Below are 21,687 nucleotides of genomic sequence, written 5' to 3'. Positions count from 1 at the left end.
GAGCCGCCCATGGTTAGCTGGGACAAAGCACTGATTCGTGAGCATGGCGGACCCGGCCCACGCTACACCTCCTACCCTCCCGCCCCGAGTTTTCATTCGGGCATTGGCGAGGAGAACTTCTGGCAAGCTCTGAGCGAGGGCAACGCGGCGCGTCGTCCCCTGTCGCTGTACATCCACATCCCTTTCTGTGACAGCGTTTGCTACTACTGCGCGTGCAATCGCATCATTACGGCCAACAAGGCGCGCTCGACGGACTATCTGCGGTTACTGAAACAGGAAATTCACTACAAAGCTGCCCATGTGGATACCCGCCGCCCCGTCACCCAAATGCACTGGGGGGGTGGCACCCCCACCTTTTTGGACGATGGCCAGCTGACCGAGCTGGTGTATGACTTGGCGCGTCACTTCAACCTTCGCGATGATGAGCGCAGCGACTACGCCATCGAAATTGACCCGCGCACAGTGAATCAATCCCGCTTGGGCTTGCTGAGAGGCCTAGGCTTCAACCGTGTCAGTTTAGGTGTACAGGATCTAGACCCTCGTGTGCAAAAAGCGGTCAATCGCGTGCAATCCTATGAACTGATCCGCGACACCATGGACTGGAGCCGGGATTTCGGTTTCCGCTCTATTAATACCGACTTAATTTACGGGCTCCCTCGGCAATCGGAGTCCAGCTTGGCGCGCACTCTTGAGCAACTGCTAACCCTGCGTCCGGACCGCATCTCTCTGTATAACTATGCCCACCTGCCTGGGCGTTTCAAAATCCAGCGTCAGATTCAGGAGCACGCACTACCGGATCCGGACGAGAAACTGAATATGTTGACCCGAGCCGGCAAAATGCTTAATGAGCAAGGCTATCGGTATATTGGCATGGACCATTTCGCGCTGGAAAATGACAGCCTATCCATTGCTCAGGAAAATGGCCTGTTACATCGTAATTTTCAGGGCTACACCCTCCATGGAGATGCAGATCTACTGGGCTTGGGCGTCAGCGCCATCAGCCAGATCGGCAACCTCTACGCCCAGAACCACAAAGCGTTGGAGGATTGGCAAACGAGCCTTAAACACCGCATTTTGCCCATTGAAAAGGGCTTTATACTCAATCGCGACGACCAGATTCGCCGTGCGCTGATCATTCAATTGCTTTGTGACCTATCCGTAGACATGGCCCAGTTCGGCGACACATGGGGTATCAATTTTGCGGATTATTTTGTCGATGCTCTGACAGAGTGGGTAACGTTTGAAGCTCAAGGGCTGGTAACCGTTAAGAATGACCGATTGTATATTAGCGAAAGTGGGCGTCTGGTGAGCCGCGCACTGGTAATGCCTTTTGATCGTTACACCCACAGGGAGCACACAACTCGATTTAGCCGGATTATTTGACCTTTATTCTACTATTTTCACCCTATACTCTAAGGGTGACGCTTTGCGCAGCGATTAACCGGAGTCAGACCGTGTCCCATCAAGTTTCCTGCAACGACTGCAGTCTCAGCCCAATTTGCCTGCCCTTGGCAGTGGCGCCAGCACAGCTCGACCAGTTGGATCGGATCATCCACCGCGGGCGGCCACTAAAACGAAGCGAACACCTTTTTCGCGCCACTGACGGGTTCGCCTCCGTTTACGCCGTGCGTTCTGGCGCCCTGAAGACCTATGTGGTCAGCGATGATGGCGAAGAACAAGTCACGGGGTTTTATCTGCCCGGCGAAGTGTTAGGCATGGACGGCATCAGTACTGCCCACCATGTCTCCAATGCGAAAGCGTTGGAAACTTCCACGGTTTGCGAGATTCCCTTTTCGCAACTGGAGAGGCTCTCACAACAGATCCCGTCTTTGCAGCATCACTTTTTCCGTTTGATGAGCAATGAAATTCGCTCGGACCGAGAGCTGCATATGCTGTTGGGCAAGAAAAACGCCGACGACCGCGTGGCCTCTCTGTTGCTCTCGTTATCCGCACGTCATCAACGTCGGGGGCTCAGCGACAATATCTTTCGTCTACCCATGTCTCGCTATGATATCGCCAATTATCTGGGTATGGCTGTGGAAACCGTCAGTCGTATTTTTACTCGCTTTCAGCAGCAACAATGGTTGCGAGTAGATGGCCGAGAAATTGAGATTCTTGATCGTGGCAGCTTATGTGGCCAAAACCACGACCCCGCCTTGGAGCTTGCACTGTGACAGCCCCCATCATCGCCATTCTTGACCGTGACTTAAAAGCAGACCAGCCCGCATTGTTAAAAGCACAGCACTTGGCGGCTGCCTCTCAGGCATCGCTCCAGATTGTCGTCAACGCCTACTCTTCAGCCATGCTCAGAGCAGTGGGCCTGGATACTGAACGCCAGGATGCCGCCAAAAAGCAGATTCGTAACGCGTGGCACAACCGTATCTCCGAATTGCTTGGACAGGATAAAGGCGAGATTGATGTGCTGTGGGAAAAGGACAGCATGGAGGGATTGCGCAAGGTCATCTTGTCGCAAAAACCATCGCTGGTCGTTGTTCATACTAGCGATGACAGCGCCTTGCGCCGCCATTTGTTCACCCCCCGTGACTGGCAATTGATTCGCAAGGCGCCTTGTCCGGTGCTCTGTGTACACAGCCGCCAATGGAATAAACCGCCCCGAGTTTTGGCCGCCCTGGATCCCGGCACCGGCGAGGCCTCGGACGACAAGCTGTCTATTCATGTTCTTGAGTGCGCTCGTCGATATTCCGCCCTTCTCGGTGCGGACCTCACCGCTTGCCATGTGCTCGACGAAATGGATGAGGGCTTAATCATGGTGGCCGGTGAAGCCATTCCTGATTACACCGCCAGCATGGAAAAAGTGCGCGACTTCCATCGGGATAACTTTTTTCAGTTTGGCGCTACCCAGGGCCTGGATAAGCAGCAGATGCATACTCTCAATGGTCCCGTCGCGCCAACCCTATCCCGCCACTGTGAGCAAGATAATGTGGATTTACTGGTGCTGGGAACAGTACATCGGAATTTGCCCGAAAGGTTGTTGCTTGGCTCAACAGCTGAGTCGGTGATCACCAAGGCAAATGCAGATGTTTTGGTGGTAAAACCAGGTGGTTTCCAGTCCCCCTGGATTGATTAACAGTAGCGAATCAAGAGAGGCTAAATTATGTCTGACAAGAAGGATTTCACTGCGCGTGCTCGCCAGCAACTTGAGGATTGGGATTACCAGCTCGATCGCCTGACAGCACGACTGAATGATTTACGTGATGAGTGGCGCGAAGATGCCAAAGAAAAAATTGCTGAAATACAACATCGCCGCAAAGAGTTTGAAGACAAGCTGGAACGGCTTGAGTCCCAAAGCGATGATGCTTGGGATGATATCAAGACAGGAATAGAGCTTGCCTGGGATGGACTTAAAACCGGATTCCTTGCCGCCAAAAGCGAATTTGAGGATAACAAGAAAAATTGACATTGCTCGGTGCCGCAAGCTTCCTCTGCGGCACCGCCCTGTGCCCCTACCCCTGTTCCGGCCGACGAAATACAGGCTTTAATGCAGTGGATTGCGCCTCACTGTAACAATAACCAGCCACATCAAACTGCGTTAATTTTGCCGGGTCTTTTAGGCCTTTCTTGATAATCCAGGCAGCCATTAAGCCCCGCGCCTTCTTGGCGTAAAAACTGATAACCTTATAGTTACCGTTTTTTTCGTCTTGGAATACCGGCTCGATGATTGTGCCGGCAACGGCTTTCTTTTTCACCGCTTTAAAGTACTCGTTGGACGCCAAGTTCACCAAGACATCGGTTTTGGCGGCTTTCATATCCTTGTTCAGCAGTTCGGTAATGGTGTCCCCCCAAAAGGCATAGAGGTCCTTGCCGCGCTCATTATCGAGCTTTGTGCCCATTTCCAGACGATAGGGTTGCATCAGGTCCAACGGCCGAAGTACACCGTAAAGTCCAGACAACATTCGAAAACGCCGCTGCGCATCACTAAGCTGCGTGTCGGTGAACGACTCGATGTCCAAACCTGTGTACACATCACCCTTGAATGCGAACGCCGCGGGACGGGCATTGCTCTTGTTGAACGGTCTGGCCCACAAGGAAAAGCGTTCCGCGTTAAGATGGGCAATCTTATCGCTGACACTCATCAGGCTACTGATTTGCGCAGGGGAAAGCTGACGTGCACGGTTAATTAACGCCTCACTATCATCAAGCAAGCGAGGTTGTGTGGCTTTCAATGCCGGTAATTCGCTCTCGTAATCCAGCGTTTTGGCCGGTGAGACAACAATCAGCATGCCCTTCTCCTTTACATATGCATGCCGGGATTATATGAATCAGAGAAGGTCAGGTCTGCATCTATGGAGGATTAATGCGCCTATTGCTTATATTAACGGTAGTTATCGCGGTCTCAGCTCTGCTATGGGGGAGCTGGCAATGGGGCCGTCGGCCATTTTTGCTTGTTGCCAGCCTGGTATTGGCCGGCTTGGTCGTGCTCACTGTTGGCGTCTGGCAGGGCGGCAAGAATGACCAAGTTCATATGGCGCCGCAGGGCATCACGCTAGCGCTCACGGAAATTCGCAATTCGGAGTCTGGCGTCCGGCTCAGCGGCACCGTTCTCAATGAAGGAAAGCAGGATGTTGCAGCCCTGACATTACAAGCTCAGGCACTGCATTGTTCTGGCCCAGCAGACTGTGCGGTAATTTATCAGCAGCCCATAACACTGCAGATGTATCTCCCCAGCGGAAATGAATACCAATTTGCTGTCGTCAGCCGCCACCCTGAAGAAAACACCCCGGTAGATCGTTGGCAACTGCGAGTAGTGGATAAGCTGGCCTATCCGGAGCCGGATTGACCGATTAGCCAACGTACCAAGGCGGTACTGGCATGATTCGGTCTGAGTCGTCACAATGCGGCTTCCAAAACTCCAGGAGTCATTATGGCATCACTGATTCCCGGCCAGCTCACGCCCATTGGCGACAACGCCTGGCGGGTACTGGCGCGCAACCCGGGCATGATGACCGGGCCAGGCACCAACAGTTATTTGTTTGGCAGGGACAGCCTTACCGTTATTGACCCCGGTCCGGAGGACCAGGAGCACTTGCAGGCGCTACTGCAGGCTGCTCGTGCTCTGAACAAACCGATTACCCAGGTAATTGTGACCCATACACACCGTGATCATTCTCCCGGCGCACTGGCACTGGTAGCGGCTACCGGGGCAAGCTGCCTTGGCCCTTCCGTGCCCGATGACGGCCTCCAGGACGAAAGTTGGGCTGCAGATACCTTGTTGGCTGAAAGCGACACGGTAGACTGCGGCGGCGTTACGCTTACGGCCATTGAGACACCCGGGCATGTGGGCAACCACCTCTGCTATCTTAGCGAGCAAGGCCTGCTGTTCACGGGGGACCACCTTATCCAGGGCTCCACCGTGGTCATTGCCCCCCCGTCTGGATCCATGCAGGCGTATTTTGCTTCGCTAAGAAAATTGCAGAACCGCGGTATTAAGCTTATGGCTCCGGGCCATGGCGATGTGATCAACAATCCGGAAGAAACGCTTGCCCATACCCTCGCCCATCGTCAGAAGCGCGAAGACAAGGTCATCGGCAAACTTGCCAGCTCGCCCTCTCCATTGCCCGAGCTGGTCAAAGAAGTATATGAGGACGTGCCGGCATTCCTCCACGGCGTTGCCCAGTTCTCTCTGCACGCGCACCTGATAAAGCTGGCCGAAGAGAACAAGGCAACAGAATCAGCCGGGGGCTGGTCAATCCTGCCGTAGAGTCGTTGGCGGAGCGATAAAAAGCAGCATCAAAACTGACGCCCACCGCCAACCCCCTGAGCTCCCTGAGTGAAAAAGCGTTTTATCTCTGTGAGCCGCTATGTGAGCTATGTGAGTTCTGGGGTAAAAACACCTGGAGAGGTGTCATCGCGCTGCGAGCGACGCTCCTACAACCAGCCTTTGCGCTTGAAATACCAATACGGCGCCATGCCGGACAACCCCATCAGAGCGATGGCCATGGGGTAGCCAAAGCGGAAAGCCAGCTCCGGCATGATGTCAAAGTTCATACCGTAAATGCTGGCAATCATGGTCGGTGGTAGAAACACCACCGCCGCAATGGAAAAGATCTTGATGATCTGGTTTTGCTGAATGTTAATAAAGCCTTGGGCGGCATCCATCAAAAAGTTAATTTTGTCGAACAGGAAAGTGGTATGCGACATCAAGGTATCCAAATCGTGCTGGATTTCCGCACAGGTGCGTCGGCGGACCTTATCTGAGCGTACATAGCGCTGAATAAACGAGATGGAGCGCTGGGTATCCATTAGGCACAAGCGAATTTTGCCGTTGGTATCTTCCAGCTGGGCCAAGCGCTCGATATCCTCTTCCAGCTCACCGTTTTCTTCTTCTAGTACACTGTAGCCAACTTTTTCCAGATCCCGGTGCACGTCTTCCAGCGCGTCCGCCAGATTTTCCACTTTCTGATCCAGAATGCTCAGCAGAATATCCATGGGTTGAGATGCCCGAACCCAACCACGACGCACCCGCAGGCGCAACAGTCGAAAATCCGGTAGCCGGGAATCGCGAAATGAGAGCAGCCGGCCCTCCTGGACCACAAAGGCCACTGTCGAAGTGCGCGCCCGGCCCTCAGACTGAAACAAAAACAATGAATGTACATGAAGGCCATGTTCATCACTGAAAAAACGGGCGGAGGCTTCGATTTCCTCCATATCCTCAGAATCCGGTAACTCAGCCTGAAGAAATTGCTGCACCAGATTGCGCTCTGCCTCTTCGGCATCCACGAGATCAATCCAGCTGCCCTCCTCGGCTAGGGCCGGCATGAGGGTGTCCACCTCCTTTTCCCGAAGCACACCATTTTCGATACGAAAAATATGCAGCATTATGTTTCCCTGATCATCCTTGCCGGCATTACGCCGGTTACGTTTTGGTAGAGCTATTATGCGCCCACCATCGACAGAATCACCGCTCCATCTACTTCACAATCGCGCCAGCGAAATCACTCTGGCCGGCGGCACAACACTGCATTGCTGGTCAGGAGTGATGGGGCAATCGCACGCTGACCACGCATTAAATACATTAAGCCAAGCGCTGGACTGGCGACAACCCAACATTACGGTCTATGGACGGCAACACCTCGTGCCACGCCTCACTGCCTGGCACGGTGATGCGGGCTTGCACTACCGCTATTCCGGCCATACTCATATCGCCAAAGGGTGGCTCGCTGCACTATTGCCCATCAAGACAGCGATAGAAAAGCTGACCGACAAAACCTTTAATAGCGTGCTGGCCAATCTCTATCGTGATGGCGACGATTGCATGGGCTACCACAGTGATAACGAGCCGGAACTGGGCAGCACCCCTTGGGTGGCCTCTTACAGTCTTGGAGCCATGCGGGAGCTGACCTTCCGTCCCAAGAACCCGGCTAGGCGACGACAATGCCTCAGCCTACCGTTACATCATGACGATCTGTTGTTGATGTCACCGCAGGTTCAGGCCGGTTTCGAGCACGCCCTGCCCCGCCGGCGAAACTGCTCTGGTTTGCGTATCAATCTGACTTTCCGGTTTATTGTTGATTGAAGGGGAAAAACGCTGCCTCAGGCAAAAAACAGGTAACTCAAAAAAATCGCGCTAACCAGGCCGGCAGCATCCGCCGCAAGCCCACACCACAACGCATAGCGGAAATCGCGAATACCCACGCTGCCGAAGTACACCGTCAGCACGTAGAAGGTGGTTTCCGTAGAGCCCTGCATGACCGCGGCCATGCGCCCCGCCAGTGAATCCACCCCATGGGTCTGCATCACATCCACCATAGCCGCCCTGGCCCCGGAACCGCTCAAGGGTTTGAGCAAGGCCACCGGCAGCGCATCCACAAACCGGGTGTCCAACCCAAGCGCTCCGACCCCCATACGAATACCGTCAAGACATAGCCCCAGTACTCCTCCTGCTCGCAGCATGGCAATAGCGGCAAGCATGGCGACCAGATAGGGGATGATTCTCACCGCTAAAGTGAAGCCCTCCTTGGCGCCTTCCACAAAAGCATCATAGCTATCCACGCCTGAGCGCCAGGCGGCAATAAAGAACACACTCAAAACCAACAGCAGGATGCCGTTACCCAGTAAGCTGGCAAAGGTGTTGGCCACCTCTGTGGGAGCCAGCAGTACGATAGCGCCCAGCATACCCAAAACCGCCAACCAGATGCCCACCACCCCCAATAACAATGGGCTGGCCAACGGCAGCTTTTGCACCCTGGCGGTCACAATCACGCCCACCAGGGTGGAAATCGTTGTGGCCATTAGCAGTGGGAGATACACCAGTGCGGGGTCGGCTGCGCCTTGCTGAGCACGGAAAAGCAATACCGTGACCGGCACCAGCGTTACCGAGGAGGTGTTGAGCACCAGGAACATGATCTGGCTGTTGGTGGCGCTGCGTGGGCTGGGATTGCTCTCCTGTAGGGCCTCCATGGCTTTAAGGCCCAGCGGCGTGGCCGCATTATCCAGTCCCAGCATATTGGCTGCCAGATTCATCGAAACCGGGGCGGCGGCACTGGGAGTACGAGCTATGCCCGGCATCAATCGAGCCATTACCGGGGTTACCCAGGCAGAGATGCGATCGGCAAGCCGGCTGACCTCTGCCAGGCGAAAAAGTCCGCTCCACAATGCCAATACACCGATCAGCCCCAGGCTCACTTTTACCGCCAGATCTGCCGATTCCCACAGGGCATTGATAAGGCGGCCCGGCGCCTCCATGTCTCCGGCTATAAGCTGAACCACAGCTCCGGCGATACCCGCAAGGAAAAACAGGCTGAACAGTCTGTGCAAAGTATCCCCCGTGCGCTAGGGTCTTAAGATTGTGTCGAAAAGCGGCGGTTGTGGCGCTGTAACTTCACGCCACCACGATAGTCTACACTGATAGTCAGCCTTCAACCCTGAATGACCGCTCACTAGTGGTCGGCTATACTGAAAAAAACTTGTTTGAGAGCCAGTATGTCATTACTCCGTAAGCTATTCCCTCTTGCGCTTGCCTTGCTGCTGCTGGGTGGGGCGATCAAAGGCGGTGGCGCACTACATTCCTCCTCCCCGGAAGTTCAGGGCGACCTGAAACCAACGGAAGAGCAGCTGGAAGCCGCTGAAGAGATCGCTGATAAGCTCAAGTATCACTATCGTCAGCTTGACTTTAATGATCAGCTTTCCGAGCAAGTGTTGCAGCGCTATCTAAAAGATCTGGACCCCAATCGTCTGTATTTCTTGGCATCGGACATCAAGGATTTTCAGCGTTATAACCACATACTTGATGACCAGCTCAGGAAGGGAGAACTGGAAGGTGGCTTCACAATTTTCAATCGCTTTCAGCAGCGCCTTGAGGATCGCCTGGCCTGGTCTCTGGATGCCATTGCCAACGATCTCGACGACCTCACTTTTGATAGCGAAGAGTTCGTGCGAGTGGGCCGCGAAGATGCGCCATGGGCGAAAGACGAAGCGGGCCTGGATCAAATTTGGCAGCGCCAATTGAAAAATGCCGTACTCTCCATGCGTCTTAACGATTCCAGCGAGGAAGACATTGAAACGCGTCTTACCCGTCGCTATGAAAGCCAACTGAAACGCATTAAACAAAACACCCCGGAAGATGTGTTCCAAGTGTATATCAATGCACTGACGCAGACTTTTGATCCCCATACCACCTACTTCACTCCACACAATTCAAAGAATTTTGACATCAGCATGAGCCGTTCTCTGGAAGGTATCGGTGCAGTGCTTCAATACGAAGATGGCTATACCAAAGTAGTTCGTCTGGTGCCCGGTGGCCCTGCCGCCAAAAGCGGTCAACTGAAGCCGGCGGACCGTATTGTCGGAGTGTCCCAAGAAAAAGAAGAACCCGTGCCGGTCATCGGGTTGCGCCTGGATGAAGTGGTAGACCAAATTCGAGGCCCCAAGGGCACCAAGGTGAATCTTGAGATTATTCCTGCTGGCAGCGCCAGTGAGCATGACACCCGCACTATCACCATCGTACGAAACAAGGTGGTACTGGAAGAACAAGCAGCCAAGAAAGACATTATTCACGTTGATCGTAACGGCCAGGACCTGAAGTTAGGGATCATCGAAATTCCCGCATTTTATCTGGATTTCGATGCGTACCACCGCGGTGATCCGAAATATACAAGCACCACCAGTGACGTGGCAAAACTGCTGGTAGAGCTGCGCAAAGAGAATATTGATGGTTTGGTTATTGATCTACGTAACAACGGCGGTGGTTCTTTGCTGGAAGTGAACAAGCTGGTTAGCTTGTTTATTAATCGTGGACCTACCGTTCAGGTTCGCGAGTCTAGCGGTCGAATCAGTATCGAGGGCGATAAATTCCCTGGCGTTCTCTTTGCTGGCCCCATGGCCGTTATGGTTAACCGCTATAGTGCCTCTGCGTCCGAAATCTTTGCCGGGGCCATGCAGGATTACGGACGCGCACTGATTGTTGGTGATCAAACCTATGGCAAAGGTACTGTGCAGACGTTACTGGATCTGAATCATGGCAAGCTGAAAATGACCAATGCAAAGTTCTATCGCGTCTCTGGCTCCAGCAACCAGAACTTGGGGATTGTGCCAGATGTGGACTTGCCATCATTGGTGGACTCCGACGATGTGGGGGAAAGCTCTCTGGCTAACGCCCTGCCTTGGGATGAAATCAAGTCGGCCAAATTTCAGAGTGTTACCGACCTTGTTCCTTTCCTGCCCCAGCTTCGCGCGCAGCACGATAAGCGAACGGATAGCGACCCGGAATTCGTCTATGTGCACTCCCTGCGTAAGCTCCTGGACGTGAATCGTAACCGCACGGAACTTTCACTGAACGAAGACACACGATCGCAAATGCAGACCGAATTCGACAAGGAGCGCTTGGCGATCGAAAACAGGCGTCGCCAGTCCCGTGGTGAAGACCCGCTGGACAGCATCAAGGCATTGCGCACCCTGGAGGAACAGCGCGCCCTGGACCCGGAAAGCCATGACGAAGCCATAAATGAAGACCCCTATATACGTGAAACCGGGGAGATTTTGGTGGATTACATGGACCTGCTGAGAGAAAACCAGGTCGCCCGCAAGCAGTGACACCCTTTCTAAAATACAAACCGGCCTTCGCGCCGGTTTTAAAATGGCCTTAATAGGCGGTTAAAAGACCACCCGCCATGATTGCTGTGGAACCTGTGAGCCTTGTGCTGAGACCGAGCGCGGTACACTATTCTATTGCCTCTGCCGCTCCTTCCAGCAAAGTATTGATTAACCACTGAGGGGCATCGAGGGGCAAATCATGTCCGGCTTCAGCGTGAATCTTAAGCGGCAACTGCCAGGCGGCGGCCAGGCGCCGCGAACAGCTGGGGCTGACCAAACGATCTCCGCCGCCATTAATAATGATCACGGGGACACTATTGGGCAGTGCCGCAGGCGCGCGAAAACGCATGGCCGCCAGCAATTGGCGTAAGCTGTTTCCTAAGGACACCGGCTGGGACACTGCATAATCACGCCACTTCCTGGCAAGCGTATGGAGGTAGTCTTGGCTGCGCATATTAGAGGTAATGTCCAGAATCGCGCTTTCTTTTTGCAATTTATCCCGGCTGAACACTGCGTCCCTGAGGAGTCTACGATAGTTGGCAGGCCGCAGCCGTTGCCAGAATGGGCTATACCGACTTGCGCTGGTATTGATCAGGCCAGCATACGCTACTTCATGGGGGGCCTGGCATAGCCACTGTACGGCCATCATTGCGCCCAATGACAGTGCCACAATATGGTAAGGCCCTTGATGGCCTTGCTGCTGAAGTTGGTCTCGGGCATGGGCCACCATGGCAGCAATACGGGTGGGACTGCTTTTCTGACAAAACTCACCGTTGCCCGGCAAATCCAGCGTTATCACGCTATCCTCTGGTACTGTTGCCTTAAAACGGGCGGGAAAACCCTCCCAATGCCGCTTTTCACGGACTAAACCACGCAATAACACCCATGTCCTCGCCATTTACTCTCTCCTTGTGACAATGACCCGCTTTATAATACAGGCTAGAATGCCACCGGAGTTCTGAATGGCAAATGGAGTTTCCTCGCGACTATGGCACGTAAAACGGTAAAACGAGTTAAAACAGGCTCTATGGAGCGACGATTCTCAATGGCTAAGGCCGGCTTTATGGCCGGAGCCAAATACGCCACAGCCAATGCAGGAACACTGTTCACTGCAAAAGATAAACGCGACGAGCGCCGCAAGGAAATCCTTTCCGCTCGCGCCCAGGAATTAGTGGAAGAGCTTGGCAGCTTGAAAGGTTCCGTGGTTAAGATTGGGCAGATGATGGCGTTGTTTGGCGAACACTTCCTGCCCGAGGAGGTGACAACGGCCCTACATACTCTGGAAAATCAGACAGCCGCACTGGAATGGCCAGCCATTGAGCGCCACCTCAAGCGCCAGCTGGGCGAGGTCAAGCTGGCTGAACTGGAAGTTGAGCAGCAACCCCTGGGCGCTGCGTCGTTAGCGCAAGTGCATAAGGCTGTGCGTAAATCCGACGGCAAAGAGCTATGCCTGAAGATCCAATATCCGGGCGTGGCAGATGCCATTGATTCGGACATGCGCGCGCTGGTGCGTTTGCTGAAATTGAGCCGCTTGGTGTCAGTAACTGAGCAGTTCAACATGTGGTTGGATGAAGTACGGGAAATGCTCAAACGGGAAGTCGATTACGATCTCGAGGCCCATACCACTCGCCATTTTCGCAATGCGTTGGCTGAAGACACGCGGTTCGTAGTGCCGGAAATTGTTCCGGAATTCTCTACCCACAATATTATGTGCATGACCTACGAACACGGCATTGGCGTGAATGATCCCGCTGTGCTTGAGCTTTCCCAGGCCCGCCGTAACTTTATCGGCCGCGCTATCATGGAGCTGTGCTGCCGGGAAGTGTTCGAATGGAACAAAATGCAGACGGACCCGAACTTCGGAAACTATTTGCTGCGCATTGGGGCAACACCGGAGCAGGACCAGATTGTCCTGCTCGACTTCGGCGCTATCCGCGATTTTGATAATGAAGTGCTAGGGCCTGGCCGTGAGATGATCCGCGCCTCGTTCTATCACGACACCGATCGCTTGGTTCGAGCGTTGAACGCCCTGGATTTCCTCGGCCGCGATGCGCCGCGCAAGCTAGTTGAGGAGTTCTCCGAGCTTTGTTTTGAGGCAGTCGAGGTTCTACAAGATCCCGATCGTTACCCTCCTCCGGCGTCCGTTTTGAATGAGAATGGCGAATACTGCTGGGGCAAAAGCAACCTGCCAAACCGGATCATGAACCGTGCAGGTCGCAATGCTCTGTCAGTCCATTTTGATGTGCCACCTAAAGAATTTATCTTTTTGGCCCGCAAGCTGCTGGGCGCATACACCTTTTTGCATGTTATAGAGTCTGAAGTGCGCGGTAACAGTATTTTGGAGCCCTTTATACATATGCAAGAGGAGGACGATATCGCTCTAGTCGATCAGAAAACATCCAAGCCTGACGACTAATTGATGCAATTAGCGGTATCGAGTGGCAAAAACGCTCATTTATCGCCCACTTATCGGTGCGATAACCATTTGTCATTTGCCAAGCTGGCACGTGCACAATAAGGTTAGCACCCTGCTCATCGGCCGGTTCACGTGAACCGGCCGTTTTTCGAGGCTTTCAGAGGTTTTGGGTTGCCAATACCATCCTTTTGAACAGCCAATTATTTGCGAACCACAGACGGGGGTAACGCAGGTGATTATCGGTGTTCCCAAAGAAATCTGCCCTGGCGAGCAGCGCGTTGCTTTAACGCCTGCCAATGTCAGCGCACTGCTTAAAAAACAAGGTGTCGAGATCATCATCGAGCGCGGAGCTGGTGATATTGCTGGCTATCCGGACAGTGACTATGAAGCTGCCGGTTCCAAGCTTGTTGATCGCGATGAAGTGTTCTCTTCCGCTCACGTTGTTCTGCAGGTGCAAACGCCCGGCAGTAACACCAAGAACGGTGACGAGGATCTGACTAAATTGAAGGAAGGCCAAGTCTTGATCGGCATGACCGATCCGTTGGCCAACCCACAATTTGCCCAATCCCTGGCTGAGAAAAAAGTCTCCGGTTTGGCGCTTGAACTGGTGCCGCGTATTACCCGCGCTCAAGCCATGGATGTACTGTCTTCCATGGCCATGATTGCCGGTTATAAGTGTGTACTGTTGGCCGCTACTGCGTCTGAGCGTATGTTCCCCATGAACATGACCGCTGCCGGCACCATGAAGCCGTCACGCGTACTCATCATGGGTGTGGGTGTTGCCGGCCTGCAGGCCTGTGCCACAGCCAAACGCTTGGGTGCCGTCGTTGAAGCCTACGACGTACGCCCGGCTGCCCGCGAACAGATTCTGTCGGTTGGCGCCAAGCCGGTCGAGCTGGATCTGGACACCGGTGAAGCCGAAGGCACTGGCGGTTATGCCAAAGCCCAAGGCGAAGATTTTCTTAAGCGCCAGCGTGAGTTAATGACCGAAGTGGTTAAGGACATGGACGTCATTATCACCACCGCCGCCATCCCTGGTGCCAAGAGCCCGATTCTCGTTACCGAAGACATGGTGAAAGCCATGAAGCCCGGTTCCATTATCGTAGACATGGCCGCAGAACGGGGCGGTAACTGTGACCTCACCGAGTCCGGTAAAACCGTAGTGAAGCACGGCGTGACCATCATCGGTCCAGAAAACGTGCCCTCCACGGTCGCCTTTCATGCCAGCCAGATGTTTGGCAAGAACATGGAAAACTTGCTCAACTTGCTCATCGACGATGAAGGCAAGCTGCAGCTGGACTTCGAAGACGAAATCGTTGCCGAAACCGTGATCAGTCACGACGGCGACGTTCCCCAGCCTCGTTTACGCGATCTTCTCGGCCTCCCCGCTCTGGCCAAACCTGAGCCGGAAGCCACTGAAGCCACGCCCGACGCGGCTAGCAAGGAGGAAAAGTAATGGATCCTGTAGCCAATCTTACCTTGTTTGTGCTGGCGATCTTCCTCGGCGTGGAACTGATCACCAAAGTGCCGCCCACCCTGCACACCCCCTTGATGTCCGGTTCCAATGCGATCTCCGGTATCACCATTGTAGGTGCGCTGGTGGCCGCAGGCTCCGAGGGCAGTACGCTGGTTAGCGTTCTCGGTTTCATCGCGGTAGTGCTGGCCACGATTAACGTGATTGGAGGCTTCATGGTCACCAATCGAATGCTGGCGATGTTCAAGAGGAAGTAAATCATGCACGTTTCTCAGAACTGGATTGATATCGCCTACTTGATTGCTGCCTGCCTATTTGTGCTGGGCATCAAGGGGCTGACCAAGCCAAAAACCGCGGTACGCGGTAACCTGCTAGCGGCAGCCGGTATGGGCGTGGCTGCCGTGGTAACCCTGCTCAATGAGCGCATTGTTACCTATGAAGTGATCATCGGCGGCATCGTTGTTGGTGGCCTGATTGGTGCCATTATGGCCAAGAAGGTACAAATGACGTCCATGCCGCAAATGATTGCTCTGCTTAACGGCTTTGGCGGCGGCGCCTCCTTTGCAGTTGCCTCAGCTGAATTCTTCAGTGCAAGCAGCTCCCACGATACCGTGTCCATGATTGCCATTGGCGCGGCCATATTGATCGGTGCCGTTACCCTGACCGGTTCCCTGGTGGCATTTGCCAAGCTGCAAGAGCTCATCAGCGGGCAGCCCATGGGCTTCCCTGGCATGAAGGTGCTCAATGCGATCCTGTTTATCGGCTCGATCGTCGGTATTGGCTACCTGGTAGCCAACCCGGGCAACGAAATGGTGCTTTGGGGTCTGGTGGCTGCGGCCATGTTACTGGGGCTGTTCCTGGTGCTGCCAATTGGTGGTGCGGACATGCCCGTTGTGATCGCCCTGCTCAACTCCTACTCTGGCGTAGCTGCAGCGGCGGCCGGCTTCATCATGGGCAACAGCGCCCTGATCATCACCGGTTCTTTGGTGGGCGCATCAGGACTTATCCTGACCAGCATCATGTGTAAAGCCATGAATCGCTCCCTCACCAATGTTCTCTTTGGTGTAATGGCCGAAGCCGGCGAAGCCATGGACGCTGACGAAGTTTATGCCGGCAAGGTGAAGTCTACTTCTGCCGAGGAAGTCGCGATGATGCTGGAAACTGCACGTCGCGTGGTCATTGTTCCCGGCTTTGGTTTGGCGATGGCACAGGCGCAACATGCCGTGCGCGAAATGGCAGACACTCTGGAAGCCGCTGGTATCGAGGTGGAGTATGCCATTCACCCGGTAGCAGGCCGTATGCCTGGCCACATGAACGTTCTGCTGGCAGAAGCGGAAGTGCCCTACGACCAGCTCAAGGATATGGACCAGATCAACCCAACCTTCGAGCAAACAGATGTGGTCATCGTGCTGGGCGCTAATGACGTAACCAATCCCATGGCCCGCGAAGATAAAGGCAGCCCGATTTACGGCATGCCTATCCTCAACGTGGATAAAGCCAAGACGGTGGTTGTGGTAAAACGCTCCCTGAGCGCCGGTTTTGCCGGCCTGCCCAATCCGCTGTTCGCTAAGGACAACACATTGATGTTGTTTGGTGACGGTAAAGGCGCAGTGCTCGACATCACCACCGCCCTTAAAGAAGGCTGATCAATCAGCTTCGCAGAAAATAGAGCCTTCGAACCACTGCTGTCCCACAGCTTAGGGACAAATGAAAAAAGCCTGAACTGAACTGGTTACAATGATTCTGCAAAGAAACGTTGTAACCAGGGAGGTTTAGGCTTTTTCATATCACACAGAAGGTGTTTCATCTTCAAGCTTAATTCTATTCTCTCTCGAGCCCACCAGATTCAAGTAATAAGAATAAGCCCACGGAGCTTTAAGGCCCTGCTGCAAACTCATCTATCCGTGCAAGAGTGGAGCTTGGTTCCATAAATCTCTTTTCAATAATCCGCGATATTCCCTAGATGCCAGCGCATTGAGCTGTCGCTCAAGCTATTCTTCTCGACGACAATCACAATGCATGTTGGAGGGGAGGTCGCTTTCCAGGGGCAAAATTGTAAGCGTTGACAAAGGATAGGTCTGAACTGCAGCAGCCTACGTCAAAACCTCAATCTAGCGCTGGGGAAGGACAATGAAGTGAGCCTCCAAATGAGGCTCACTTTATGAGGCCGCCACGGTGATACAGCAGCGGCTGACCAGTGGCCTTTCATAGCTGAATTGCTACAGGCTGCAGACTGATGTTTATCCCTGCGCTAAACGTGGATTGAGTGTGTAACTTACCGTGAGGCTCGCTTCATCCAAGGCGTGAACCTTGATCTGCTCAGCCAGCGCAGCACCACTCAGGTCTTTTTCGTCGGGCAAAGTCGCCACATCCAGTGCATAAACGGTAAAGATATAACGGTGCACGATGCTGTCATTCCATGGTGGGCATGGGCCGTCGTAACCAAAGTATTGCCCTTCCATATCCGCATCACCGGCAAACCAACCCGTGAAATCATTTAGCCCATGGCGCTGGCCATCTGGCGCAGCGGGTCCACGCTTACCCTTCGGGGTTACACTTTGGCAGTGGCTACCTTCGCGAATCTCGCTTTGCTCTGCAGAAATGTTGAACAAGCTCCAGTGGTAAAAATTTGCCCGCGGCAGGCTGGCCGGGAGTTCTCGGTCTTCCTGATTGGCGTCATCAGCGACACTGGGCGCATCTGGATCAACACAGATCACTGCGAAGGAACGGGTTGCTTGCGGGGCACCTTTCCAGGCGAGATGAGGGTTGATATTGCTGGATAGCGTCACATGGGTGTCCGGTTCAATCGCCGCAAACGCGAATTTCTCCGGAATCGGTGCCTGATCGGTGAGGCTATTACTGAGTAATTGCATGAATAATCTCTCCTTGTTTGCACTATATGCCTACTGTATAGGCATGCGGGAATAACGTAAATTCAACCTGCCTCTCCCGATATTAAAACTCGGCAGATAATGGAAACTGGGCTAACGGCTCATAGTCTGGAATAGGTCCACCCAGCTCACTACGATACAGCCAAAGTGATGTAACGGGCAGCGACCATTCGCCAGGGACACTCTTGGGAACCGAGGCAGAGCCGGGCTTAGCCAGTGTAATATGGGGCCTAAATAAACGCTCATCGAGTGTAAAGCCTTGTGTGCGAAGACACTCAGTGAGCCCTAGATAGAGCTTCTGGAGCGAACCACAGGCTTCACCTGTCAACGCCATGAAGGGCCCCTCCTGAGAGGGAAAAGGTTCACAGCAGTAAAGCGGTTGCACAAATGACGCATGGTCGTTCGCTAACGCACACAGTGGGGCATGTAACTGGTTCAGTAAATCCCGAGAATGATCGCCCAAAAACGCGAGGGTAAGGTGCAGGTTGTCTTTCGGCGTGGCGTCCCTGATAGACTTCGATAAAGAGGCACATCGGTCAGCCAAATTGCCGACAACCGGCACCCCGATAAAGCACCGCATATTATCCGCCCCTCTATTGCTGGCATAGCGTCCCGTCAGGGACAAGGATAGAATGCCGTCCGATTACTACAAAGCGTACGAGCACACCCAGAATATTCTGCCCCAACCGCACGCTGATGACTATCCATCCGCGCCGCTGTGACGAACATCACCCCGAGCAGAAACGCCACCGGGCCGCAGTGCAACGCCTGCCGGATACTCACCCTTCCGCCATCGGATACCGTACCAATGAATGACCAACCACTGAGAGGTGCCCTTTTACTGGTACTGGGAGAAGGCCTGTTAGCCGTGATGGCAGCCATGGTCAAACACCTGTCAGACCATCTCGACACCGAGGTCATTGTGTTTGCCCGAAATCTGTCCGGGCTAATGTTTCTGCTGATGATAATCAGCACCCGTGGCGGCTTTGGTCAATTGCGTACCCGCTATGTGCATCTGCATCTGATTCGCGCCTTCACCGGCGTTAGCGCCATGTTCTGTTTTTTCTATGCCATAGGACACATCGCGCTGACCGAGGCGGTGCTGGTGAAGATGACCGTGCCGTTTTTTCTCCCGGTAATCGCCTGGGTATGGCTTAGTGAACGTATTGGATTGCACACCTGGCTGGCCATTATCGCCGGATTTCTCGGTGTTGCTGTGATTATGCGTGCAGGACAAGGAGAAATTGACCCGGTGATGTGGGTGGCACTGGCCGGTGCAGCCATCATGAGCATCGCCAAAGTGAGCATCCGTCGTATGGCCATATCGGAACCGGCACAAAGGGTAGTGTTTTATTTTGCCCTTTTTGCCACCCTGTTTTCTGCCTTACCCCTATTCTGGGCCAACACGATACCCGCTGGCACCGACTACCTTTGGCTGCTGGCGATCGGGCTCGTGGCCACCGGCGGGCAATACGCCATGACCACAGCCTACCAAATTGCCCGCCCCGGCCAAGTCGGTGTTTACAATTATTCCTCCGTCATCTGGGCCGCATTACTTGGCTGGATGTTCTGGGGGGAAACCTTGGTGCTAACAACAATCCTCGGAACCTTGTTGATTGTGGCTGCCGGAATCTGGAACCTTAAATCCCGTTAACCGTTGTCATAATCACGCTAATGGCGTTATAAAATGGCCCGTTAAGAAGGCTTCTTGACGATTATTTCCCCTATGCTTGGCTCACCTTGGGCAAGGCAACGGGGCGTATCTGCCCCCTGCCCTTTAAATCATAAGGCCGGCAGCACCCGGATGTCAGGCCATACAATGGAGAGTCCAGCATGCAACTGAAACACCTTTTCCTTTTTATTCTTTGTTCCTTTTTTCTCAGCGGCTGCGAAGACATAACGAACTGGGCCTACGAAAAAGGCCTGTCCATGGAGAAAAACCGTGCGGGCCTAGAAGACCAGATCTTGACCACCGCAGACGGTATCACCTGGCACATCCTGACCAGCGAGATGAGTGCTGAGCATATCGCTGAAAAGGAAGCGGTATTACTGATTCATGGGTTCAGTGCCGATTCGAGTAACTGGGTGCGCTTTGTCAACGAGCTTGAAGGCGACTTCTTTTTCATTGTGCCGGACCTGCCTGGCCACGGCGAAACCACGCGCAACCTGGACCTGACTTACACCATGAACGCCCAGGCGACCCGACTGCTGACGTTGATGGACGCGTTACAGATTCAACACTTCCACGTGGCAGGCAACTCCATGGGCGGCGCTATCTCGCTTGCATTGGCACGCCAAGCACCGCAGCGGGTTCTTTCCATGGGGCTGATCGATTCAGCCGGGCTGACCCGCCAAACCGATGGATTCAAGACAGTTCTGGCAAAGAGAGATAGCAACCCATTAATTCCTCACAACGCAGAACAGTTTCGAGCCACACTCAAATGGGCAATGGAAGAACCACCCTACCTGCCAAGTTTTGTGGTGGACATCATGGGCAAGAAGAAAGCCGCTAATGCAGAGGTCGCGGAGAAAGTCTGGAGTGACCTCCTGGATGACCCTGGCATGACACTCGAAGACAAAAACGTGCTGCCCTCCATCCAAACTCCGACGCTGGTACTGTGGGGCCGCGAGGATCGATTGCTCGGCGTGGATAATGTGGGGGCCTTTCTTGAAGAGCTGCCCCAATCTCGAGCCATTGTGCTCGATGGCATTGGTCACGTACCCATCGCCGAAGCCCCAGGCAAAAGCGCTGACGCATTCCGGGCATTCTGGCGCGAAGTTCGCCCCTAACCGGAAGCACAGAGGCCGCACTTTTCAACCCAGGTTGATAGCCGGTGAAAAAGTGCACCACCGAGTACAAGCGACTACCAAGACCGAAAAGACGTGGATAAGGCACTCAAGTAAGGGCATCAACGTTTCGCTCAATGTCCACGAACATAGCAGTGTCGAGGGCTCTTTGATTCCGGTATGGATGGGCCATACATGCACAAGAGTGCCTCTTTTGAAGGTAGCGGTGCCTGGCAAACCAACAGAATGCAAAGATAGCGCTCGTATTATTCGTTTTGGCCACGGGTGTCGCCATGCTCGCATTATGCCTGTGATTTGATACTTGAATCACAGCAGGCTTAACCGTACTGTTTCCAAACTTTGCCGCTGATGAGCGAACCATGTCAGGAACCGTTATACGTGCTGGAGCCCCCCACACCATTCGCACTCGCGGCATTACCTTGCTGCGTTCCGGCCACAAGGAGATCCGGCGCCTGAAACGGGCAAACCACACGCCATCCATTCATGGTAATAAAATCTGGAATTCCAGCTACCTGATCATGGATCACCTTACCAAAAGCAAGGTGACTGCTGATCAGCATTTGATGGATATCGGCTGTGGTTGGGGCCCGTTATCCATTTTCAGCGCCAAGCGTTTCGGCTGCCAGGTAACCGCCGTGGATGCGGACCCGGATGTGTACCCCTATCTGGATCTGCACGCCACCATCAACAAAGTTCAGGTAACGCCCCTCCAGGCGCGGTTTGAGAAATTGACCAAGGCAAGGCTTGCGAATGTGGATATCGTCGTTGGTGCCGATATCTGTTTTTGGGATGAACTCACCCCTGTACTGTATAACCTTATTCGCCGCAGCCTGCGGGCCGGTGTTAAGCAAATTATCATTGCCGACCCTGGTCGTTCCCCGTTCTATGCGCTGGCAGAGAAGTGCGAAGCGGGCAAACTCAACAGCCGCGTGGTTGAGCGCCGCACCCAAACACCAAAACCCCTTTGCGCAGATCTATTAATCATCGACAATTGAATTTTCCAGCCTCGCCACCATGTTCTTCTCACGGACCATGGAAGTGACAGGATT

21 protein-coding genes are annotated in these 21,687 nt (G+C 53.8%); 15 read left to right on the top strand and 6 right to left on the bottom strand.

The genetic code is table 11. From position 1 onward, the window contains the following. Positions 1-9 precede the first annotated feature (9 nt). From hemN to ABNH10_RS12270, 4 genes are read left to right on the top strand one after another with little or no spacing between them, the layout of a single operon-like run. Entirely contained in the window at positions 10-1,383 is a 1,374-nt protein-coding gene (gene hemN / locus ABNH10_RS12285; protein WP_349386206.1) for an oxygen-independent coproporphyrinogen III oxidase, read from the top strand. Positions 1,384-1,418: 35 nt separating this feature from the next. After that, complete coding sequence (gene fnr / locus ABNH10_RS12280) at positions 1,419-2,174, top strand: fumarate/nitrate reduction transcriptional regulator Fnr (protein WP_349386235.1); 756 nt, start codon at positions 1,419-1,421, stop codon at positions 2,172-2,174. After that, positions 2,171-3,088, top strand: a complete 918-nt coding sequence (locus ABNH10_RS12275) for a universal stress protein (RefSeq protein WP_349386205.1) — start codon at positions 2,171-2,173, stop codon at positions 3,086-3,088. The genes fnr and ABNH10_RS12275 overlap by 4 nt, the downstream gene beginning before the upstream one ends. 27 nt (positions 3,089-3,115) lie before the next feature. Then, positions 3,116-3,418 carry a sll1863 family stress response protein gene (locus ABNH10_RS12270; protein ID WP_349386204.1) on the top strand — a complete coding sequence of 101 codons (303 nt, stop codon included), beginning with the start codon at positions 3,116-3,118 and terminating at the stop codon, positions 3,416-3,418. Positions 3,419-3,464: 46 nt separating this feature from the next. Here ABNH10_RS12270 and yaaA read toward each other — a convergent pair whose 3' ends face one another. Then, entirely contained in the window at positions 3,465-4,241 is a 777-nt protein-coding gene (gene yaaA / locus ABNH10_RS12265; protein WP_349386203.1) for a peroxide stress protein YaaA, read from the bottom strand. 74 nt (positions 4,242-4,315) lie between these two features. Here yaaA and ABNH10_RS12260 point away from each other — a divergent pair, with 74 nt between their 5' ends. Together ABNH10_RS12260 and ABNH10_RS12255 are read left to right on the top strand one after the other, a co-directional pair. Further along, complete coding sequence (locus ABNH10_RS12260; protein WP_349386202.1) at positions 4,316-4,798, top strand: hypothetical protein; 483 nt, start codon at positions 4,316-4,318, stop codon at positions 4,796-4,798. Positions 4,799-4,882: 84 nt separating this feature from the next. Further along, on the top strand, positions 4,883-5,719 hold the full coding sequence (locus ABNH10_RS12255; protein ID WP_349386201.1) for an MBL fold metallo-hydrolase: 837 nt from the start codon (positions 4,883-4,885) through the stop codon (positions 5,717-5,719). A gap of 167 nt (positions 5,720-5,886) precedes the next feature. On the opposite strand, the gene corA is transcribed toward ABNH10_RS12255, so the two are convergent. After that, positions 5,887-6,837 carry a magnesium/cobalt transporter CorA gene (gene corA / locus ABNH10_RS12250; protein WP_349386200.1) on the bottom strand — a complete coding sequence of 317 codons (951 nt, stop codon included), beginning with the start codon at positions 6,835-6,837 and terminating at the stop codon, positions 5,887-5,889. A gap of 58 nt (positions 6,838-6,895) precedes the next feature. Between corA and ABNH10_RS12245 the strand changes: the two genes are divergently transcribed. Then, on the top strand, positions 6,896-7,534 hold the full coding sequence (locus ABNH10_RS12245; protein WP_349386199.1) for an alpha-ketoglutarate-dependent dioxygenase AlkB family protein: 639 nt from the start codon (positions 6,896-6,898) through the stop codon (positions 7,532-7,534). 17 nt (positions 7,535-7,551) lie between these two features. Here ABNH10_RS12245 and ABNH10_RS12240 read toward each other — a convergent pair whose 3' ends face one another. After that, entirely contained in the window at positions 7,552-8,775 is a 1,224-nt protein-coding gene (locus ABNH10_RS12240) for a spore maturation protein (protein WP_349386198.1), read from the bottom strand. A gap of 165 nt (positions 8,776-8,940) precedes the next feature. Between ABNH10_RS12240 and ABNH10_RS12235 the strand changes: the two genes are divergently transcribed. Next, positions 8,941-11,049 (top strand): carboxy terminal-processing peptidase, encoded by a 2,109-nt coding sequence (locus tag ABNH10_RS12235; protein ID WP_349386197.1) that lies wholly within the window; start codon positions 8,941-8,943, stop codon positions 11,047-11,049. A gap of 127 nt (positions 11,050-11,176) precedes the next feature. Here ABNH10_RS12235 and ABNH10_RS12230 read toward each other — a convergent pair whose 3' ends face one another. Then, entirely contained in the window at positions 11,177-11,947 is a 771-nt protein-coding gene (locus ABNH10_RS12230) for an alpha/beta fold hydrolase (protein ID WP_349386196.1), read from the bottom strand. A gap of 147 nt (positions 11,948-12,094) precedes the next feature. Between ABNH10_RS12230 and ABNH10_RS12225 the strand changes: the two genes are divergently transcribed. The 4 genes from ABNH10_RS12225 (at position 12,095) to ABNH10_RS12210 (ending at position 16,585) form a co-directional block, all read left to right on the top strand. Then, positions 12,095-13,465 (top strand): ABC1 kinase family protein, encoded by a 1,371-nt coding sequence (locus ABNH10_RS12225; RefSeq protein ID WP_349386195.1) that lies wholly within the window; start codon positions 12,095-12,097, stop codon positions 13,463-13,465. A gap of 232 nt (positions 13,466-13,697) precedes the next feature. Then, complete coding sequence (locus ABNH10_RS12220) at positions 13,698-14,921, top strand: Re/Si-specific NAD(P)(+) transhydrogenase subunit alpha (RefSeq protein ID WP_349386194.1); 1,224 nt, start codon at positions 13,698-13,700, stop codon at positions 14,919-14,921. Continuing rightward, a complete protein-coding gene (locus ABNH10_RS12215) occupies positions 14,921-15,196 on the top strand; it encodes an NAD(P) transhydrogenase subunit alpha part 2 (RefSeq protein WP_011588610.1) in 276 nt (91 codons plus the stop codon). Before ABNH10_RS12220 ends, ABNH10_RS12215 begins: the two co-directional genes overlap by 1 nt. 3 nt (positions 15,197-15,199) lie before the next feature. Continuing rightward, positions 15,200-16,585, top strand: a complete 1,386-nt coding sequence (locus tag ABNH10_RS12210; RefSeq protein WP_349386193.1) for an NAD(P)(+) transhydrogenase (Re/Si-specific) subunit beta — start codon at positions 15,200-15,202, stop codon at positions 16,583-16,585. A 594-nt stretch (positions 16,586-17,179) separates the two neighbouring features. Here ABNH10_RS12210 and ABNH10_RS12205 read toward each other — a convergent pair. Together ABNH10_RS12205 and thpR are read right to left on the bottom strand one after the other, a co-directional pair. Further along, a complete protein-coding gene (locus ABNH10_RS12205; protein WP_349386192.1) occupies positions 17,180-17,812 on the bottom strand; it encodes a YbhB/YbcL family Raf kinase inhibitor-like protein in 633 nt (210 codons plus the stop codon). A gap of 82 nt (positions 17,813-17,894) precedes the next feature. Further along, entirely contained in the window at positions 17,895-18,410 is a 516-nt protein-coding gene (thpR, locus tag ABNH10_RS12200) for an RNA 2',3'-cyclic phosphodiesterase (protein ID WP_349386234.1), read from the bottom strand. A gap of 228 nt (positions 18,411-18,638) precedes the next feature. Here thpR and ABNH10_RS12195 point away from each other — a divergent pair, with 228 nt between their 5' ends. The 3 genes from ABNH10_RS12195 (at position 18,639) to ABNH10_RS12185 (ending at position 21,633) form a co-directional block, all read left to right on the top strand. Beyond that, entirely contained in the window at positions 18,639-19,484 is an 846-nt protein-coding gene (locus tag ABNH10_RS12195) for a DMT family transporter (RefSeq protein ID WP_349386191.1), read from the top strand. A gap of 179 nt (positions 19,485-19,663) precedes the next feature. Next, positions 19,664-20,620, top strand: a complete 957-nt coding sequence (locus ABNH10_RS12190; protein ID WP_349386190.1) for an alpha/beta fold hydrolase — start codon at positions 19,664-19,666, stop codon at positions 20,618-20,620. Between the two features lie 377 nt (positions 20,621-20,997). Next, a complete protein-coding gene (locus tag ABNH10_RS12185; RefSeq protein ID WP_349386189.1) occupies positions 20,998-21,633 on the top strand; it encodes a class I SAM-dependent methyltransferase in 636 nt (211 codons plus the stop codon). Positions 21,634-21,687: the final 54 nt, after the last annotated feature.

The organism is Alcanivorax sp. (assembly GCF_040119285.1).
GTDB lineage: Bacteria > Pseudomonadota > Gammaproteobacteria > Pseudomonadales > Alcanivoracaceae > Alcanivorax.
This window is presented reverse-complemented; position numbering and strand designations above follow the sequence as displayed.

Coding starts and splice junctions, on each gene's coding strand:
- ABNH10_RS12215 (WP_011588610.1), top strand. CDS start 14,921: ATGGATCCTGTAGCCAATCTTACCTTGTTTGTGCTGGCGATCTTCCTC.
- thpR (WP_349386234.1), bottom strand. CDS start 18,410: ATGCGGTGCTTTATCGGGGTGCCGGTTGTCGGCAATTTGGCTGACCGA.
- hemN (WP_349386206.1), top strand. CDS start 10: ATGGTTAGCTGGGACAAAGCACTGATTCGTGAGCATGGCGGACCCGGC.
- ABNH10_RS12245 (WP_349386199.1), top strand. CDS start 6,896: ATGCGCCCACCATCGACAGAATCACCGCTCCATCTACTTCACAATCGC.
- corA (WP_349386200.1), bottom strand. CDS start 6,837: ATGCTGCATATTTTTCGTATCGAAAATGGTGTGCTTCGGGAAAAGGAG.
- yaaA (WP_349386203.1), bottom strand. CDS start 4,241: ATGCTGATTGTTGTCTCACCGGCCAAAACGCTGGATTACGAGAGCGAA.
- ABNH10_RS12195 (WP_349386191.1), top strand. CDS start 18,639: ATGAATGACCAACCACTGAGAGGTGCCCTTTTACTGGTACTGGGAGAA.
- ABNH10_RS12260 (WP_349386202.1), top strand. CDS start 4,316: ATGCGCCTATTGCTTATATTAACGGTAGTTATCGCGGTCTCAGCTCTG.
- ABNH10_RS12185 (WP_349386189.1), top strand. CDS start 20,998: ATGTCAGGAACCGTTATACGTGCTGGAGCCCCCCACACCATTCGCACT.
- ABNH10_RS12235 (WP_349386197.1), top strand. CDS start 8,941: ATGTCATTACTCCGTAAGCTATTCCCTCTTGCGCTTGCCTTGCTGCTG.
- ABNH10_RS12270 (WP_349386204.1), top strand. CDS start 3,116: ATGTCTGACAAGAAGGATTTCACTGCGCGTGCTCGCCAGCAACTTGAG.
- ABNH10_RS12210 (WP_349386193.1), top strand. CDS start 15,200: ATGCACGTTTCTCAGAACTGGATTGATATCGCCTACTTGATTGCTGCC.
- ABNH10_RS12190 (WP_349386190.1), top strand. CDS start 19,664: ATGCAACTGAAACACCTTTTCCTTTTTATTCTTTGTTCCTTTTTTCTC.
- ABNH10_RS12230 (WP_349386196.1), bottom strand. CDS start 11,947: ATGGCGAGGACATGGGTGTTATTGCGTGGTTTAGTCCGTGAAAAGCGG.
- ABNH10_RS12205 (WP_349386192.1), bottom strand. CDS start 17,812: ATGCAATTACTCAGTAATAGCCTCACCGATCAGGCACCGATTCCGGAG.
- ABNH10_RS12225 (WP_349386195.1), top strand. CDS start 12,095: ATGGCTAAGGCCGGCTTTATGGCCGGAGCCAAATACGCCACAGCCAAT.
- ABNH10_RS12255 (WP_349386201.1), top strand. CDS start 4,883: ATGGCATCACTGATTCCCGGCCAGCTCACGCCCATTGGCGACAACGCC.